We start from the raw sequence: 16,602 nt of genomic DNA, 5'->3' as shown, positions 1-16,602 counted from the left end.
ACGTTGCCGGGGGTGGGGGCGAGCTCTTCAAGTGGCGCACAACTTCACGCCGCCCACCACCTGAAGGTAAAAGCAACGTTGCAGAGACTATGCCTTCAAGTTTCGAAGTCAATAGGAGGGCTGCTGTGAATTTGAGGGCACTTCGAGGTCGCACTCGTTCAAGTGTTGAAGTGATGGTTTAAGTGATCAAGGAAGCCCGTCGGCGATCAGGGAAGCCCGTCGGCCGCGGCTACCGCAGGCGCTGGCTGATCACCTTCGAGACGCCGTCGCCCTGCATCGAGACCCCGTACAGCGCGTCGGCCACCTCCATCGTGCGCTTCTGGTGCGTGATCACGATGAGCTGCGAGGCCTCCTGCAGCTCCTGCATGATGCGGATGAGCCGCTGCAGGTTGGTGTCGTCGAGCGCCGCCTCGACCTCGTCCATCACGTAGAACGGACTGGGCCGCGCCTTGAAGATCGAGACGAGCAGCGCCACGGCCGTCAGCGACCGCTCGCCGCCGGAGAGCAGCGAGAGCCGCTTGACCTTCTTGCCCGGCGGCCGGGCCTCCACATCCACGCCGGTGGTGAGCATGTTGTCCGGGTCGGTCAGGACCAGCCGCCCCTCGCCGCCCGGGAAGAGCCGCGAGAACACGCCCTCGAACTCGCGGGCCGTGTCGTGGTACGCCTCGGTGAAGACCTGTTCGACCCGTTCGTCGACCTCCTTCACCACCTGGAGGAGGTCGGTCCGCGTCTTCTTCAGGTCTTCGAGCTGCTCGCTGAGGAACTGGTGCCGCTCCTCCAGCGCCGCGAACTCCTCGAGGGCCAGCGGGTTCACTTTTCCGAGCTGCTGATACGCCCGTTCGGCTGACCTGAGCCGCTTCTCCTGCTCGCCCCGGACGAACGGCACCGGCCTGTTGCGCGGATGCTCGGGGTCGTCGGGCAGTTCCTCGCCCTCGGCGGGGGGCGAGGGCGGCACGAGTTGATCCGGGCCGTAGTCGGCCACGAGTCCCGCCGGTTCCACACCGAGCTCCTCCAGTGCCTTGGCCTCCAGCTGCTCGATCCGCAGCCGCTTCTCGGCACCTAGTACCTCGCCGCGGTGAACTGAATCAGTCAGTTTGTCGAGTTCCGCCTTCAGCTCCCTGCCCCGGGTGCGCTCGGCGGCCAGTTCCCGCTCCCGTACCTCCTTGGCCCGCTCGGCCGCTGCCCGCTCCTCCTCGGCCCGTACGAGGGAGACCTCGACGTGGGCGAGGAGCTGGCGCCCGCCGGCGGCGACCGCCCCGGCGACCGCGGCCTCGTGCCGGAGCCTGGCCCTGCGCTGCTCGGCACGCGCGCGTGCCTCGCGTTCGGCGCGCGCACCCCGGTCCAGGGAGTCCGCGCGGCCCGCGAGCGCCTTGACCCGCTCCTCGTGCGTACGGGCCTGGAGCCGGGCCTCCATCTCGGTCTGCCGGGCGTTGGCACCGTCGGCGGCGAGGCGGTCGCGCACCGAGGTGTCGGGCTCCTCCTCTTCCCCCGCCGGGGACGCCTCCTCGGCGACGGCGAGCCGCTCGGCGAGTTCCTCGGCCTCCTCCACCGCCCGGTCAAGGGCGTCCTGCGCCTTGGCCGCCGCGGCGGCGGACCGTTCCGCCTCGCCCGCCGCGCCCCGCGCCTGCCCGGCGAGCCGGCCCAACTGCTGGGCCACCGCGGACTTCTCCCGGTCGGCCGCCCGGCGCCGCTCCCCCAACTCCTCGGCGAGCGCGGCACATTCGGCGCGCCGCTGCCCCGCACGCTCCTGCTCCGCCGCCAACTCCTCGCAGCGCGCGCCGAGTTCTTCGAGCTCGGCGGCGGCCTCGTCGACGGATGCCTGTACTTCGAGCAGGCTCGGCGCCCCCGCGGAGCCGCCCTGCGCGAAGTGCGCGCCCAGCAGGTCCCCTTCGGCGGTGACGGCGGTCAGGTCGGGGTGCGCGTAGACCAGGTCCTCGGCGTCCTCCAGCGTCCCCACCGCGACGATCCCGCGCAGCAGCCGCCGCACGGCGGGCATCAGCTCCTCAGGGCCCCGTACGAGGTCGGCGACGGGCGGCGGCCCCTCGGAGCGCTCGGTGCGCGGCTCGTCCGGGGCGCCGCCCAGCAGCAGCGCGGCCCGCCCGGCGTCCTGCTTGCGCAGCAGCCGGATCGCCTCGGCGGCCGTGCTCGGACCGCTCACGGCGACGGCGTCGGCGCACGCCCCGAGCGCCGCCGCCACCGGCACCTCGTACCCGGGCGCCACGGTGAGCCGGCCCGCGGCGGGCCCGAGCACCCCGGTGAGCTGGTCCTTGGCGGCGAGCAGCGCGCCGGTGCCGTCCTTGCGGCGCAGCCCGAGCGCGAGCGCCTCGTGCCGGGCGGCGACCGCGGCCCGTCTGCGTTCGACGGCGGTCGCCGCCTCCCGGGCGGCGGTGAGTGCCGCCTCGGCCTCGGCCAGCTCCCGCTTCGCCGCGTCGTGCCGTTCGCCGAGCTCCGCGTCGTCCGCGTCGAGCCCGTCGACCTCGGCCTTGAGCTGCTCGTACTCCTCCTGGGCGGCGACGGCGCGCTCGGCGGCCTCGTCCCGGGCGACGGCGAGGCGGTCGATCTCGGCCTGCGCGGACGCCGCACGCGACCGGGCCGCGTTGACCTGGCCGTGCAACCGTGCGAGGCCCTCGCGCCGGTCGGCGATGGCCCGCGCCACGTCCTTGAGCCTGCGCTCCTCCACCGCCAGCTGCCGTTCGAGCTCGGCCCGGTGGGCGACGGTGTCCTCAAGCGCGTGCTCGGCGGCCTCCAGGGCCGCTTCGAGCTCGGCCTCCTGCTCGCGGATCCGGGCGGCCTCGCGCTCCATGTCCTCGGGGTCGCGCCCGCGCCGCTCCTCGGGGGGCGCGGCGGTGGCGCTCTTGACGCGCGCGTCGGCCAGCGAGACGGTGCCGCGCACCCGCTCGGCGAGCTGCGACAGCTCGTACCAGGTCTGCTGGGCGCGCTGCAGGCGCGGGGTGAGGCGCCGCACCTCCTCCTCCAGCTGCGCCTCGCGCTGCAGGGCGGCCTTCAGCCGGGCCTCGGCGCTCTCCTTGCGCTCCTTGAGCGCGGCCTCGTCGGCGACCTCCGCCTCGAGGGCCTCGCGCAGCCGTACGAGGTCGTCGGCGAGGAGCCGCAGGCGGGCGTCGCGCAGGTCGGCCTGGATGACGGCGGCCCGTCTCGCCACGGCGGCCTGCCGGCCGAGCGGCTTGAGCTGGCGCCGCAGTTCGTCGGTGAGGTCCTGCACGCGCGCGAGGTTGGCCTGCATCGCGTCGAGCTTGCGCAGCGCCTTCTCCTTGCGCTTGCGGTGCTTGAGGACGCCCGCGGCCTCCTCGATGAACGCGCGCCGCCCCATCGGGTCGGCGTGCAGCACGCCGTCGAGCTGGCCCTGTCCGACGATGACGTGCATCTCGCGTCCGATGCCGGAGTCGGAGAGCAGCTCCTGGATGTCGAGGAGGCGGCAGGTGTCGCCGTTGATCTGGTATTCGCTGCCGCCGTTGCGGAACATGATCCGCGTGATGGTGACTTCGGCGTACTCGATGGGCAGGGCGCCGTCGGAGTTGTCGATGGTGAGGGAGACCTCGGCGCGGCCGAGCGGGGGCCGCCCGGTGGTGCCGGCGAAGATGACGTCCTCCATCTTGCCGCCGCGCAGGGACTTGGCGCCCTGTTCCCCCATGACCCAGCTGAGCGCGTCCACGACGTTGGACTTGCCGGATCCGTTGGGTCCGACGACGCAGGTGATACCCGGTTCGAACTTCAGCGTCGTGGCGGACGCGAAGGATTTGAAACCGCGCAGGGTCAGGGCCTTGAGATGCACGCCGTCGGACTCTACCTTTCGCTGACAGTTTCACCCATGAAGGTGCAGGGCACATCAGACGGTAAAGAAAGCAGCGTACGCGGGCGAAAGAAAGAAGGGACGCCGAAGCGTCCCTTGCAGATCTCAAGATCAGCGTCTGACGTGGACAGACAGACCAGACAGAGCGCCGACCAGTACGGGCTCAATTACTGCGCAGCCCTTTGTTACGTCGTGATCGGATAGGGGTCAGGTGAGCGCAGGCTCCGCCTGGGGTACGTCGATGCTCTCCAGGAGCGATTCGTGAGAAGCGGCAGCCGCCAGCGCGTCGTTCTCCGCCTGGATCCGACCGAGCTCGGATTCCAGGTCCTGCACGCGCTGCTGGAGCCGTCGCATCTCGGCGAGGAGTCGCGGGTCGCTGCCGCCGACGTAACCGAGAAGCGCCTTTGCCATGATGGATGGTCCTCCACACTGAGTGACCGACCGAAGCGGTGGTGGGTCGTGAGGGAATCGCACCCGCGGTGCTTGGCACTCGTTGTTTTGCTGGGTCTTGCTGGCCGTTCTCACATGCCAAACAGCTAAGGTGCGCGGGGCTTCCAGAGTCTCACCAAAAAGTTTGACGGTCAACACGATCACGCCCCGTATTGGCGGGCGACCCGGGGGCGCGCGGCCTTCGAACGGGCGGCGCTGCTTCTCCTTCGGGGCCCTGGGGGCGTGGAGATCATCCTTACCTGCGGAGCCTGCCACGGCAAGCGGTTCTTGGCAACCACCAGGCTTTTTCTGCCCCGGGCAGTTGCCCGGGACACGCGTCCCCGGGCGCCGCGCCGGCGCCCGGGGACGTATCCGCGGGTCACGGTCACCGAATGGCGAAGGTCTCGTATATGCCACGTGGTGTGTCCCAGATCTCGGTGACACCGTCGACGCGCCCGGGTGTGTCGCCCTCGCGAAGCCAGTCGAGCAGTTTCTGGCAGCCGGTCCTGGGACCTTCCGCGACCACTTGTACGCGGCCGTCCTCCAGATTGAGAGCAAAACCACTCAGGCCGCCGATCTCCAGCGCCTTGGCCCGCGTGAACCAGCGGAATCCCACGGCCTGCACGCGTCCGCGCACCCAGGCGGTGAGTCGTACGTCTTCGTTCATGAGTGCACGCTAACCGGCCAATTGCTCTGTGGGCACTTCGTCCCCATGCGCCATCGCGTACAGTCCCGACTCGATGAGCCTCACCCGTATGGGTGAGCCACCTTGTTCATGAGGGTTCGTGAGGACGAAAGGCCAGGAGATGGGACGCCACCGACGCTCCGGCGCTGGACAGGCCGCCACCCCTGAGAACCACCCGGGGACGGTGTCGCACCGCCGCAGGGGCCGCGCCGCCACCCCGGTGCGCACGGGCCTGCTCGGCGTCTCCGCAGCCGTCGCGATGGGCGCCGTCGCCGTCGCGGCGGGCGTGCTTCCCGGCAGCGACAGTTACCGGCTGGGCGGCGGGGACGACCCGGGCAAGGTGCGCTCCGCCGCCGCGCCGACCGGGGTGGACGCCCAGGGCGGCTCCCACGGCACCGCCGAGCGCGGCGAGCCGACGACGGGCAGCGGCACCGACCACTCCAAGGCGCCGCGGTCCACGCCGACGCCGACCCCCTCCAAGGCCGCCCCGAAGCCCTCGAAGACGCCGTCCGCCAAGCCGTCGCCCCGGGCCCCGAAGCCGGAGCCGGAGAAGAAGACGACGCCGACCCCCTCCCGTACGGCCGAGGAGAAGCCGAAGGCTCCCCCGGTCGGCGCCCGGTCCTCGTCCGAGGAGGCGAAGGCCGAGGCCGAGGTGATCACCCTGGTCAACCAGGAGCGGGCCAAGGCGGGCTGCCGCCCGCTGGAGGCCGACGACCGGCTGGCGACGCTGGCCGGCGACTTCAGCACCGACATGGCCGAGCGCGGCTTCTTCGCCCACACCGACCCCGACGGCGCGACCCCGTGGGACCGCGCCGAGAAGGCCGGCATCTCCGGCCTTGGCGGCGAGAACATCGCCCGCGGCCAGGCCGACGCGCAGGCCGTGATGGACGCCTGGATGCACAGCCCCGGCCACCGCGCCAACATCCTCAACTGCGACTACAAGACGGTGGGCGTCGGCGCGCACTTCGCACCGGGCGGCCCCTGGTGGACGCAGGACTTCGGCTTCTGAGCCCGCCTCCTGCCCCACCGACTGACCCCCACCCGGAACAGGGCACTAACCTTTGGTTAGCGCTGTGCGGGAGTAGGGTGTCCGCATGGATTCCACCGACCTGGCGTACGACGTGTTCTCCCGGGCCTGCCCCTCGCGGCGCACGCTGGAGCACGTCACCGGACGCTGGGGAGCGCTCACCCTCGGAGCCCTGCACGACGGCACCCTCCGCTTCAACGAACTGCGCCGCCGCGTCGACGGCGTGAGCGAGAAGATGCTCTCCCAGACCCTGCACGCGCTGGAGCGCGACGGGCTCGTGCACCGCGAGGCGCAGCCGACCAACCCGCCGCGGGTGGATTACCGGCTCACGCCGCTGGGACGGGAGATCGCCGACCGTCTCCTCGCCCTGATCCACTGCGTGGAGGGCCGCCAGGACGAGGTGCTCGCGGCGCGGGAGCGTTACGACGAGGCGCGCGGCGGCCGCTGACAGCGGGGACAGAAGTAGCTCGACCGGTTCATCCAGGGCCGCCGCCGGATCGCGGTGCCGCAGCGCCGGCAGGGCTCGTCCTCCCGGCCGTAGGCGTCCAACGACCGCTCGAAATACCCTGATTCACCGTTCACGTTGACGTAGAGGCTGTCGAAGCTGGTGCCGCCGACCGCGAGCGCCGCGTTCATCACATCCCTTACGTGGCCCAGGAGTTCGGCCGTGCGCGGGCGGGTGAAGGTGCCGGTCGGCCGCTCGTAGTGCAGCCGCGACCGCCAAAGGGCCTCGTCCGCATAGATGTTGCCGACGCCGCTGATCAACGACTGGTCGAGCAGGGCCCGCTTGATCGTCGTACGGCGGCCGCGCAGCGCCCGGTGGAAGGCGTCGTCGTCGAACGCCTCGTCCAGCGGGTCGCGGGCGATGTGCGCGATGACGTCCGGGAGTCCGTCGGAGGTGTTGGCGTGGAGGGAGAGCCCGCCGAAGGTGCGCTGGTCGACGAAGCGGAGTTCGGTGCCCTGCTCGTCCTCGAAGCGCATCCGGATCCTCAAGTGCTTCTCGTCCGGCGCCTCTTGGGGCTGCACGAGGAGCTGTCCGCTCATGCCCAGATGGGCCAGGACGGAGTGCGCGGAGTCGGCGAGCGGCAGCCACAGATACTTGCCGCGCCGCTGGGCGAGCCCCATCCGGTGCCCGGTCAGCCGGGCCGCGAAGTCGTCGCCGCCCGCCACGTGCCGCCGCACCGCGCGCGGATGCAGCACCTGCACCTCGCCGATGAGCCGCCCGCTGACCCACCGCTCCAGACCACGCCGGACGACTTCGACTTCGGGCAGCTCGGGCATGTCCGCTCCGGGGGATGCAGGGGAATGGGGGTCGGGAGTTCAAGGGCTCGCGGGATCGCGGATCCGCGGGATCGGGAAAGCACAGTGCCGGCCACCCCCGTGAAGAGGGCGGCCGGCACCGAAGGATGGGCGGCCGTCAGGCCGAGGGGGTGTCGGCGATCCCCTCGGACTGCGCGGCAGCGGCGGCCTCGGCCGCCTTGATCCGCTCGTCCGCCGCGGCGCGGATCGCGCGCCACGCGGACTCGGCGGCCTGCTGCTCCGCTTCCTTCTTGCTGCGGCCGGTGCCGGTGCCGTACGAGACGCCTCCGACGCGGGCGGCAGCAGTAAAGGTCTTCTCGTGGTCGGGGCCGCTCTCCGTGACGAGGTACTCGGGTACGCCGAGGCCCTCCGTCGCGGTGAGCTCCTGCAGACTGGTCTTCCAGTCCAGGCCCGCGCCCAGGTTCGAGGACTTTTCGATCAGCGGGTCGAAGAGCCGGTGCACCAGCTCGCCCGCAGCGTCCAGACCCTGGTCCAGATAGACCGCGCCGATCACCGCTTCCAGGGTGTCGGCGAGGATGGATGCCTTGTCCCGGCCTCCCGTGCCCTCTTCGCCCCGGCCGAGCCGGATGAAGGAGCCGAGTTCGAGGCCGCGGCTGACCTCCGCCAGCGCACGCGAATTGACCACCGCGGCCCGCAACTTGGCCAGCTGGCCTTCGGGCAGGTCGGGGTGGGTGCGATACAGCGTGTCCGTGACGACGAGGCCGAGCACCGAGTCCCCGAGGAACTCGAGCCGCTCGTTCGTCGGCAGGCCGCCGTTCTCGTACGCGTACGAACGGTGGGTCAGCGCGCGCACCAGAAGGGCGGACTCGAGCTTGTACCCGAGCCGCCCTTCCAGAAGCGTGTGGGACGAGGCCGTTGTCTCCGCCAATTTCTTGGCGTCTTCCGCCTTCTTGGGGCTAGACACGGTGCCTCTCACCAGCCGCTCAGACCTCGAGGACCTGGCGCTTGTTGTAGGTGCCGCAGCTCGGGCACGCGATGTGCTGCTGCTTGGGCTCCTGGCAACGCTCACACGAAACCAGGGTGGGGACCGCAGCCTTCCACTGCGACCGGCGGTGGCGCGTGTTGCTGCGCGACATCTTCCGCTTCGGAACAGCCACGGCTACTTCTCCTGCTTCTCGTCGACGCCCGCTTCCGCTTCGGCGCCGCTCATCTCGTCCTTCTCGCCGTCCTGGATGGTGCCAGCGAGTCCCTGCAAAGCCGCCCAACGGATGTCGACGGCGTCATGGTGGTGGTCCGGGTCGTCCGCGAGCCGTACCCCGCACTGGGAGCACAGGCCCGGACAGTCGTCCTGGCACACCGGCTGCATCGGCAGTGCGAGCACCACCGCATCACGCAGCACAGGCTCGAGGTCGAACATGCCGTCCTCGAGACAGAGCCTGTCCTCGTCTTCCTCGGCGTCGTCGGCCGGTTCCGCAGCGCGGCCCCGGTCGTCGGCGTCAGGGTACGAGAACATCTCCTGGAAATCCGCGTCGAGCTCCAGCTCGAGCGGCTCCAGACACCTTACGCACTCCCCCTCGGCCGTTGCACGGGCGGTGCCTGTGACAAGCACCCCTTCCATGACCGACTCGAGGCGGACCTCCAGCTGGACCGGGGCGCCCTGCGGCACCCCGATGACCCCTTCGATGCCGAAGCCGTCCGGCGGACCGGGGGCTTCGACCTCGCGGGACACCCGCTGCAGGGCACCAGGACGCCGCCCCAGCTCGTGTGTGTCGAACACGAGGGGGTTTCGGTGGTCGAGGCGCGTGCTCAGGGTGTTTCCTGCTTTCGGATCCAAGAGTTTCAGGGGGCGGCCGCACCGGTGCACCGGAAACGGGGCTTGGGTGGGCAGCCTGAGCCGCGGACGTATGCGCGACCGAAGAGCCAGGATACTTGACCATCCGCTCTCGGCCCAATCCGGACCAGGACCCGTGCCCGCTCCCGCTAGCGCCCCTGTTCGTACTGGCGCAGCTGCTCGGCGCTGATCATGGTCGTGTCGAAGAGGCTGGTCTCGTCGAGGACCGCCGGCTGCTGCGGCTGGTCCTGGAGATGGGGCTGGTCCTGGAGCTGCGCCTGCTGCGACTGGCCCTGGTCGTAGCCCTGCTGCGGGTAGCCGTACTGGTCGTGCTGGTACGCGTACGGATCCTGCTGGCCGTACGGCTGCTGGTACGCGTACTGGTCCTGTTGCTGGTGCTGGTACCCGTACGGGTCCGGGTGCTGGTGCGGCACCGCGTAGGGCTCCTGGGCCGGGATGGGCGGGGCCTGGGCGGGCGGCTGCGGCACGTGCTCCGTGGGGGTGGCGGGGCCCGCGAGGTCCGCGAGGTACTCGGCGTCCGTGGTGTGGCCCTGGGTCGCGGGGCCCTCCCCCAGGGTGCCGAGCTCGTCGGCGGGGGCCCGGCCGTGCAGGGTCTGGCGGCCGCGTCCGACGGCCTCCAGCGTCTTGGCGAGGACCGCCTCGAAGGCGCCGAGCTTGGCGTCGACGTACGCGTCGGCGTTGCGGCGCAGGGTCTCGGGGTCGTGGCTGCGCTCGGGGGCGTCCTCGTCCTCGTACCCCTGCTCGTCGAGGCCGGGGCCGGTGCCGAGGAGCTTCTCGCGGCCGCGGCCGACCGAGCCGAGCGTCTTGGTGAGGACGACCTCGAAGTTGGCGAGCTTGCTGTCCACGTAGTCGTCGGCCTCGGCGCGCACCTCCTCGGCCGTCCGGCGGGCCTCCGCGAGGATGCGGTCGGCCTCGCCCTGCGAGCGGCGGGCGACCTCCGTGTCGGAGATCAGGGAGCCGCGCTCGGCGTGCGCGCTCTCGATGATCCGCTCGGCCTCCTGGCGGGCCTGCTCGACCAGCTGCTCGCGGCCGCCGATGAGCTCCTGGGCCTGGGCGAGGGAGCCGGGCAGCGCCTGGCGCACCTCTTCGAGCATCGAGAGCAGATCGGCGCGGTTGACCACGCACGAGGCCGACATGGGCATGGAGCGGGCGCTGCCGACCGCCTGCACGATCTCGTCGATCTTCTTCTGCACGTCCACCGTGTGCTCGCCACTCTCTACAGCTGGTTGGGAGACGGACGGGACGACTGTAAGGCCAGTGGCCGCCCGCCCGACACCGGGTGACGAACCGTCAGTACGGCGGTTCGGGCGTCACTTCTTGCCCAGGCGTTCGACCAGGGCCTCGTGGACCACCGGCGGCAGCAGGTGAGCGACGTCGCCGCCCCACGCGGCGACCTCCTTGACCAGCGAGGAGGAGAGGAAGCTGTAGGTGGGATTCGTCGGGACGAAGAGGGTCTCGACGCCCGAGAGGCCGTTGTTCATCTGGGCCATCTGGAGTTCGTAGTCGAAGTCGCTGACCGCGCGCAGCCCCTTGACGATGGCCGGGATGTCGCGCTGCTTGCAGAAGTCGACGAGGAGACCGTGGAAGGACTCCACCTCGACGTTGCCGAAGTCGGCGGTGACCTGGCGGATCAGCTCGATCCGCTCGTCGATCTCGAAGAGGCCCTTCTTCGACTGATTGATCATCACCGCGACGTGCACCACGTCATACAGCTTGGAGGCGCGGGCGATGATGTCGAGGTGTCCATTGGTGATGGGGTCGAAAGACCCCGGACATACGGCGCGGCGCAACGTGAGTCCCTCGCTCTCCGGTCCGGTCATGGCGCGACGCTTGGGTCGTCGCACGTAGAGGCGGCGCGACCGTACCAAAACGTCCCCTCGCCGTAGCGACGGGACCTGAGGGGTTCAAAACCCTCCGGCCAGCCGAATTCTCCGCCTCTTGTACTGCGTTCAACGGTGACGAGCGCGTCGGGTGTGAGCCAGCCCTCCGAGCGGAGTGTGAGCAGGATCTCCCGAAGATCGTCATCACCGACCGCATACGGCGGGTCGAGAAAGACCAGGTCGTACGGGGTGGGAGGGGCTCCCCCACGGACGATCTGGGCGGCTTTGCCCGCTCGGACCTCGGCGCCGGGCAGGCCGACCGCCCGTACGTTCTCCCTGATGGTGCGCGCCGCCCTGGCGTCCGCCTCGACGAGCAGGGTGTGCGCGGCGCCCCGGGAGAGCGCTTCCAGGCCGACGGCCCCGGAGCCCGCGTACAGGTCGAGGACCCGGGTCCCGTCGAGCGTGCCCTGAAGGGCCTGCCAGGTGGAGAAGAGGCCCTCGCGCGCGCGGTCGGACGTGGGGCGGGTGCCGTTGCCCGGCGGGACGGACAGGCGGCGTCCGCCGGCGGTGCCGGCGATCACGCGGGTCATCTGGTTCCTTCTGGCTGGCCGGTATGCGCCACGTTGGTGGGCTGTCTCCACGATATGGCGTACCCGGCGCTCACCCCTTGTCGAGGTACTGCTCGCGCTCCTCGTCGAGCAGGGCGTCCAGGGCGGTGCGCAGCGCGGGCAGCCGCTCCAGGTCGGGGTCGTCGGCGACCACGGCGACGGCCTCCTCGCGGGCAGCGGCGATGATCTCCTCGTCCTCGATGACGGCGAGCATGCGCAGCGAGGAGCGGACGCCGGACTGGGCCTGCCCGAGCACGTCGCCCTCGCGGCGCTGCTCCAGGTCGATGCGGGAGAGCTCGAAGCCGTCGAGCGTGGCGGCGACGGCGCCCAGGCGGCCGCGGGCGGGGCTCGCCTCGGGCATGTCGGTGACCAGGAGGCAGAGGCCGGGGGCCGAGCCGCGGCCGACGCGGCCGCGGAGCTGGTGCAGCTGGGAGACCCCGAAGCGGTCCGCGTCCATGATCACCATGGCGGTGGCGTTCGGGACGTTCACCCCGACCTCGATGACCGTCGTCGCGACCAGCACCTGGGTCTCACCGGCGGCGAAGCGGCGCATCACGGCGTCCTTGTCGTCGGGCTGCATCCTGCCGTGCAGGACCTCCACCCTCAGCCCCTGGAGCGGCCCGCGCGCGAGCTGCTCGGCGACCTCGATGACGGCGAGCGGGGGCCGCTTCTCCGCGGTCGCCGCTTCCTCCGCCTTCTCCTCGGCGGACTTCTTCGCGCCGGCCTTACCGGACTTGCCGGCCTTCTTGGGCTCGTCCTCCTCGTCGCCGATGCGCGGGCAGACCACGTACGCCTGGTGGCCGTTCTCCACCTCCTCGCGCACGCGCTCCCACGCGCGGGCGAGGAAGTGCGGCTTGTCCTGGGCGGGGACGACATGGCTGGCGATCGGGGAGCGCCCGGCGGGGAGCTGGTCGAGGACCGAGGTCTCCAGGTCGCCGAAGACCGTCATCGCGACCGTGCGCGGGATGGGGGTGGCCGTCATGACCAGGAGGTGCGGGGGCTGCTTGCCCTTGCCGCGCAGGGCGTCGCGCTGCTCCACGCCGAAGCGGTGCTGCTCGTCGACGACGACCAGGCCCAGGTCGTGGAATTGCACCTTGTCCTCGATCAGCGCGTGCGTGCCGATGACGATGCCGGCCTCCCCGGTGACCAGGTCGAGCAGGGCCTGGCGGCGTCCGGCGGCGCCCATGGAGCCGGTGAGCAGCGTGACCTTGGTGGCCTGGTCGGCACCGCCCAGCATCCCGCCCTCGGCGAGCTCGCCCATCATCTCCACGATGGAGCGGTGATGCTGCTGGGCGAGGACTTCGGTGGGCGCGAGCATGGCGGCCTGCCCACCCGCGTCGACGACGGCGAGCATGGCGCGGAGGGCCACCATGGTGTTGTGCGTCACCGTGAAGTTGTCGGTGACGTATGCCCTGCTCGGGTGAGCGACGCTGATGCACTGGACCGGCTTTCGCCCGACGAACTCGGCGCTGCGGATCCCCCTTCGGAACGTGTTGTACTTCGGCCTCGCGCACACGCGCTCCGCTTTGCGGGTCAGCCTGAACGGCGGGTAGTCCTCGGGCAACGCGACCGACACGTTGAATGCCGCCTTCTTCGGCAGCACCCTGGCTCTTCCTCCGAGCGAGCGCACCAGCCAGGCGACATCCTCGGCCAGCCGAAGGGACGCAGAGCACAGCGAGATGCTCAACCCGTCCGCCTGGATCGTGCCGTCCGTGTCCAGCAGCCCCTGCAGCAGGGCCAGGCGGTTCTTGATCGAGGTGTTCTTGAAGACCTCAGGGACGAACTTGCCGTGCGAGGTCACCCCCCACAACCCCATGTCACGCAACGCCTGAATGACCGGATTGCGCTTGCCCCCCGACCGTTGTGCCAGCTGGATCGTGTAGTCGCACGACGAACCCGACACACGGACCAGACGGCACTCCGGCGCCACGGCATCGGCCGCCGCGTCGCGGATCTCCGCGTCGATCGTCGACAGCCGCAGATTGTGGCGGAACGACCCGTCCCCCAGCAGGAGGCCGAAGAGGTAGGGGTCGAGCGGCAGCAGTTCGTCGTGTCCCAGATCAGTCGGAGCGGCGGCGGGCAGGTACCACTTCGACGAGCCGTTGGCCTTGAAGAGGTCCAGGCGGATCTCCCTGGTCGTCAGAACCTTCGGCTGCTGCCCCCGGTGCCAGCCACAGCTGGTGCCGACGATCCAGAGGTGTTCGTCATCGCATTCGACAGAGCTGCCGTCGGAGAGCGTCAGACGCCATACGTCACGCTCCCCCTGAGGAAAGACTCCGCTGACGACAGCGGTCTCCCCGGTAGGGACGACGACAAGGTCTCCGGCCTTCATGTCGCCCATCGGACGGAAACCCTCGGGCGTCAGCACCAGCGAGTCGAGCGGCTGCGCCTTCCCGGATCCGACCTCGCCCTGGAGGAGGCGGTGCATGGGGTGTTCGGTGGCGAGGTCGTCGAAGATTTCCTTGGAGACCTTCTGCTGGCCCTCGGTGAGGGTGAAGGGCAGCTTGGCGTCGAAGGCGTCCAGGAGGCCGCCGGGCCTGGGCCTGCGGGCCACTGCGGGCAGTTGCGCGTCCGCGTACCGCCGGCGGGCCAGGGCGACCTGGAGGACGAAGGCCTCGTCCCACTTGAGGCGGTCGCGGGCGGCGGCGATGTCCGCCTTCGAGTGCGGTCGGTGGATCTTCAGGAGGGCCTCGGTGAGCGGGATCAGGCCGCGGCCGTCGCGCAGGGCGGCGGGCAGCGGGTCCTCGGCCTCCTGGGCGCTGGGCAGGACCATGTCGACGGACTTGGCGATTTTCCAGGACTCCAGCTTGGCGGTGGCCGGATAGATCGGCAGGAGGGCGCCGGCCCAGGAGCCGACGGTCTCGCCGGCCTCGTCGCCCTCGGTCCTCAGCAGTTCGTACGCGGGGTGGGCCAGCTGCATCTTGCGGTTGAAGACCGACACCTTGCCCGCGAACATCGCGCGGGTGCCGGGCAGCAGGTCCTTGTGCGGCTTGTGGATGCCGCGGCCGAAGAAGACGAGCTGGACCTGGCCGCTGCCGTCGGTGATGGTGACCTCGAGGCGCTGGCCGCGGCCGCCGTTGAACTTCAGGACGCGTGCGCTCGCGACCTGGGCGACCACCGTGACGTGCTCGTCCAGCGGGAGGTCGGCGAGGCGGGTGAGCTCGCCGCGCTCGGCGTACCGCCGGGGGTAGTGGTGCAGGAGGTCGCCGACCGTGTGCAGGTCGAGGTTCTCGGCCATCACCTTCGCGGTGGCGGGGCCGACCACTTTCTTCAGGGGTTCTTCGAGCGCGGGCACGAGATCCATTGCACACCACGGCACTGACAATGCGGTGCAGGTCCCCGGGATACGCCGGGCTACTCCACGCCGATCAACATCAGCGCCGACTGCCGGCCGCCGCGGTAGACCACCGTGTCGACGGCGAGGTACGCCTCGCGCACGTGCTTCTCCAGCTGTTCCGCGACGGTGTCGGGCACGGATTCGCCGAGCACCAGCGTGACCATCTCGCCGCCGGCCGACAACATCCGGTCGAGGACGGAGGCCGCGGTGCGGGCCACCTCGGCGCCGATCACGGCGACGTCGCCGTCGATCATGCCGAGCACGTCGCCGGCCTGGCAGATGCCGGCCATGGTCCAGGACTGCCGCTCGGCGACGGCCAGTTCGCCGTACCGGGTCGCGCCGGCCGCCGAGGTCATGGCGACGACGTCCTCGTCGAAGCGGCGGTCCGGTTCGTGCACGGCGAGCGCCGCGATGCCCTGGACCGCGGAGCGGGTGGGGATCAGCGCGACCCGTACGCCTTCGGTGCGGGCCTGTTCGGCGGCGGCGGCCGCGGTGTGCCGCAGCTCGGCGTCGTTGGGCAGGAGCACCACCTCGCGGGCGTGGGCCCGCCGGATCGCGTCGAGGAGTTCACCGCTGCCGGGCGGCTCCCCCGCGCGCGTGGGCACGGTGGTGGCCCCGGCCTCGCCGTAGAGGCCGGCGAGGCCTTCGCCGGGGACGACGGCGACGATGGCGCGCTGCGCGCGTTCCCGGGGCGGCTGTGCGGTGGTGTGCGCGTCGCCCGCCCCGAAGTGGGTGATGCGGATGCGGTGCGGGCGGCCCGCCTCCACGCCCGCCTCGACGGCCGCTCCGGCGTCGTCGACGTGGACGTGGACGTTCCAGAGGCCGTCGCCGCCGACCACGACGAGCGAGTCGCCGAGCCGGTCGAGCCGGTCCCGCAGCCGGGTGACGGCGGTGTCGTCGGCTTCCAGGAGGTAGATCACCTCGAAGGCGGGGCCTCCCGCGTCGCCGGGCTGGTCCTCGCACTCGGCGTCCTCCACGCGCGCGTGCCGGGCGGCGCCCCGGTGGACCACGGTCTCGCCGGAGAGGGCGCCGACCAGCGCCCCGAGGACCGCCACGAGGCCCCGGCCGCCGGCGTCCACGACTCCGGCGCGGCCGAGCGCGGCGAGCTGGCCGGGGGTGGCCTCCAGGGCCGCGCAGGCGCCGTCGTACGCCGCCCTGGCCACGGCTCCGCAGCCGCCGTAGCCGTGGCCGTCGGCGCCGGTCGCCGCGTCGGCCGCGGCGGTGGCCACGGTCAGGACGGTGCCCTCCACGGGGTGGGCGACGGCCTGGTAGGCGGATTCGGCGGCCTGTCGCAGCGCGCGCTCCAGCGTCCGGCCGTCCACGTGATCTCCGTCACCGGCGGGCGGGCCGTCCGGTGCCTCCTCGGCGGCGATGACCTGGGCCATCCCCCGGAGCAGCTGCGAGAGGATGGTGCCGGAGTTCCCGCGGGCCCCCAGGAGCGCTCCGTGCGCCATCGCCCGCACGGTCTCGGCGAGCGACGGGAGGGCCGGCTCGTGGCCCGTGAACGCGGCGTCGACCGCCTGGGAGGCGGACTCCACGGTCAGGTAGAGGTTGGTGCCGGTGTCCCCGTCGGCGACGGGGTAGACGTTGATGGCGTCGATCTCCTCGCGGGCCCTGCCCAGGGCGTCCAGAGCCAGTCGGCACCAGGCGCGCACCGCGACCGCGTCGAGGTTCTGCGGCACCTGTTTCGCCTCCTTGACCATCCGGAATGGACGCAGCGTAGACCCCGGGTGAACGCGAGGGCCGCGGCGGGGGCCGGGCCGTCCGTGGTAGTTT

The 16,602-nt window shown here is 71.3% G+C and carries 14 protein-coding genes; 2 read left to right on the top strand and 12 right to left on the bottom strand.

What is annotated here, in order from left to right:
- Window positions 1-229: 229 nt before the first annotated feature.
- From smc to ACZ7DY_RS33680, 3 genes are all read right to left on the bottom strand, one after another.
- Window positions 230-3,790 carry a chromosome segregation protein SMC gene (gene smc / locus ACZ7DY_RS33690; protein WP_471142305.1) on the bottom strand — a complete coding sequence of 1,187 codons (3,561 nt, stop codon included), beginning with the start codon at window positions 3,788-3,790 and terminating at the stop codon, window positions 230-232.
- A gap of 225 nt (window positions 3,791-4,015) precedes the next feature.
- A complete protein-coding gene (locus ACZ7DY_RS33685; protein WP_055551056.1) occupies window positions 4,016-4,219 on the bottom strand; it encodes a hypothetical protein in 204 nt (67 codons plus the stop codon).
- Between the two features lie 403 nt (window positions 4,220-4,622).
- Window positions 4,623-4,904 (bottom strand): acylphosphatase, encoded by a 282-nt coding sequence (locus tag ACZ7DY_RS33680; protein ID WP_471142302.1) that lies wholly within the window; start codon window positions 4,902-4,904, stop codon window positions 4,623-4,625.
- A gap of 139 nt (window positions 4,905-5,043) precedes the next feature.
- On the opposite strand from ACZ7DY_RS33680, the gene ACZ7DY_RS33675 reads away from it, so the two are divergent.
- Window positions 5,044-5,931 (top strand): CAP domain-containing protein, encoded by an 888-nt coding sequence (locus tag ACZ7DY_RS33675; protein WP_471142300.1) that lies wholly within the window; start codon window positions 5,044-5,046, stop codon window positions 5,929-5,931.
- Window positions 5,932-6,016: 85 nt separating this feature from the next.
- The gene (locus tag ACZ7DY_RS33670) at window positions 6,017-6,397 is read left to right on the top strand and encodes a winged helix-turn-helix transcriptional regulator (protein WP_471142297.1); all 381 of its coding nucleotides are present in this window, start codon (window positions 6,017-6,019) and stop codon (window positions 6,395-6,397) included.
- Here the strand turns inward: ACZ7DY_RS33670 and mutM are convergent.
- The 9 genes from mutM to ACZ7DY_RS33625 all read right to left on the bottom strand — a co-directional run bounded on the left by mutM (window position 6,370) and on the right by ACZ7DY_RS33625 (window position 16,529).
- The gene (mutM, locus tag ACZ7DY_RS33665; protein ID WP_471142295.1) at window positions 6,370-7,230 is read right to left on the bottom strand and encodes a bifunctional DNA-formamidopyrimidine glycosylase/DNA-(apurinic or apyrimidinic site) lyase; all 861 of its coding nucleotides are present in this window, start codon (window positions 7,228-7,230) and stop codon (window positions 6,370-6,372) included. The genes ACZ7DY_RS33670 and mutM overlap by 28 nt on opposite strands.
- Window positions 7,231-7,366: 136 nt before the next feature.
- Complete coding sequence (gene rnc, locus ACZ7DY_RS33660) at window positions 7,367-8,185, bottom strand: ribonuclease III (protein ID WP_355811673.1); 819 nt, start codon at window positions 8,183-8,185, stop codon at window positions 7,367-7,369.
- Between the two features lie 7 nt (window positions 8,186-8,192).
- Complete coding sequence (gene rpmF / locus ACZ7DY_RS33655; RefSeq protein ID WP_026165248.1) at window positions 8,193-8,366, bottom strand: 50S ribosomal protein L32; 174 nt, start codon at window positions 8,364-8,366, stop codon at window positions 8,193-8,195.
- Between the two features lie 2 nt (window positions 8,367-8,368).
- Window positions 8,369-9,043 (bottom strand): YceD family protein, encoded by a 675-nt coding sequence (locus ACZ7DY_RS33650; protein WP_471142292.1) that lies wholly within the window; start codon window positions 9,041-9,043, stop codon window positions 8,369-8,371.
- A 146-nt stretch (window positions 9,044-9,189) separates the two neighbouring features.
- Window positions 9,190-10,260, bottom strand: coding sequence for a cell division initiation protein (locus ACZ7DY_RS33645; protein WP_471142290.1), 1,071 nt, complete (start codon window positions 10,258-10,260; stop codon window positions 9,190-9,192).
- A 111-nt stretch (window positions 10,261-10,371) separates the two neighbouring features.
- Window positions 10,372-10,851, bottom strand: a complete 480-nt coding sequence (coaD, locus tag ACZ7DY_RS33640) for a pantetheine-phosphate adenylyltransferase (protein ID WP_469200100.1) — start codon at window positions 10,849-10,851, stop codon at window positions 10,372-10,374.
- Window positions 10,852-10,877: 26 nt separating this feature from the next.
- Entirely contained in the window at window positions 10,878-11,471 is a 594-nt protein-coding gene (rsmD, locus tag ACZ7DY_RS33635; protein ID WP_471142287.1) for a 16S rRNA (guanine(966)-N(2))-methyltransferase RsmD, read from the bottom strand.
- A gap of 70 nt (window positions 11,472-11,541) precedes the next feature.
- Window positions 11,542-14,793 (bottom strand): helicase-related protein, encoded by a 3,252-nt coding sequence (locus ACZ7DY_RS33630; RefSeq protein ID WP_471142284.1) that lies wholly within the window; start codon window positions 14,791-14,793, stop codon window positions 11,542-11,544.
- A 50-nt stretch (window positions 14,794-14,843) separates the two neighbouring features.
- Window positions 14,844-16,529, bottom strand: coding sequence for a DAK2 domain-containing protein (locus tag ACZ7DY_RS33625; RefSeq protein WP_471142281.1), 1,686 nt, complete (start codon window positions 16,527-16,529; stop codon window positions 14,844-14,846).
- Window positions 16,530-16,602: the final 73 nt, after the last annotated feature.

It is taken from the genome of Streptomyces sp. NPDC037013, assembly GCF_055607265.1.
Note: the sequence above shows the minus strand (reverse complement) of the source record. Positions and strands in the feature narration are given on the sequence as shown.

Bases quoted from the DNA above. Each gene is read 5' to 3' on its own strand.
- ACZ7DY_RS33685 (WP_055551056.1), bottom strand. From the start codon at position 4,219: ATGGCAAAGGCGCTTCTCGGTTACGTCGGCGGCAGCGACCCGCGACTC.
- ACZ7DY_RS33680 (WP_471142302.1), bottom strand. From the start codon at position 4,904: ATGAACGAAGACGTACGACTCACCGCCTGGGTGCGCGGACGCGTGCAG.
- ACZ7DY_RS33675 (WP_471142300.1), top strand. From the start codon at position 5,044: ATGGGACGCCACCGACGCTCCGGCGCTGGACAGGCCGCCACCCCTGAG.
- ACZ7DY_RS33670 (WP_471142297.1), top strand. From the start codon at position 6,017: ATGGATTCCACCGACCTGGCGTACGACGTGTTCTCCCGGGCCTGCCCC.
- mutM (WP_471142295.1), bottom strand. From the start codon at position 7,230: ATGCCCGAGCTGCCCGAAGTCGAAGTCGTCCGGCGTGGTCTGGAGCGG.
- rsmD (WP_471142287.1), bottom strand. From the start codon at position 11,471: ATGACCCGCGTGATCGCCGGCACCGCCGGCGGACGCCGCCTGTCCGTC.
- ACZ7DY_RS33630 (WP_471142284.1), bottom strand. From the start codon at position 14,793: ATGGATCTCGTGCCCGCGCTCGAAGAACCCCTGAAGAAAGTGGTCGGC.
- ACZ7DY_RS33625 (WP_471142281.1), bottom strand. From the start codon at position 16,529: ATGGTCAAGGAGGCGAAACAGGTGCCGCAGAACCTCGACGCGGTCGCG.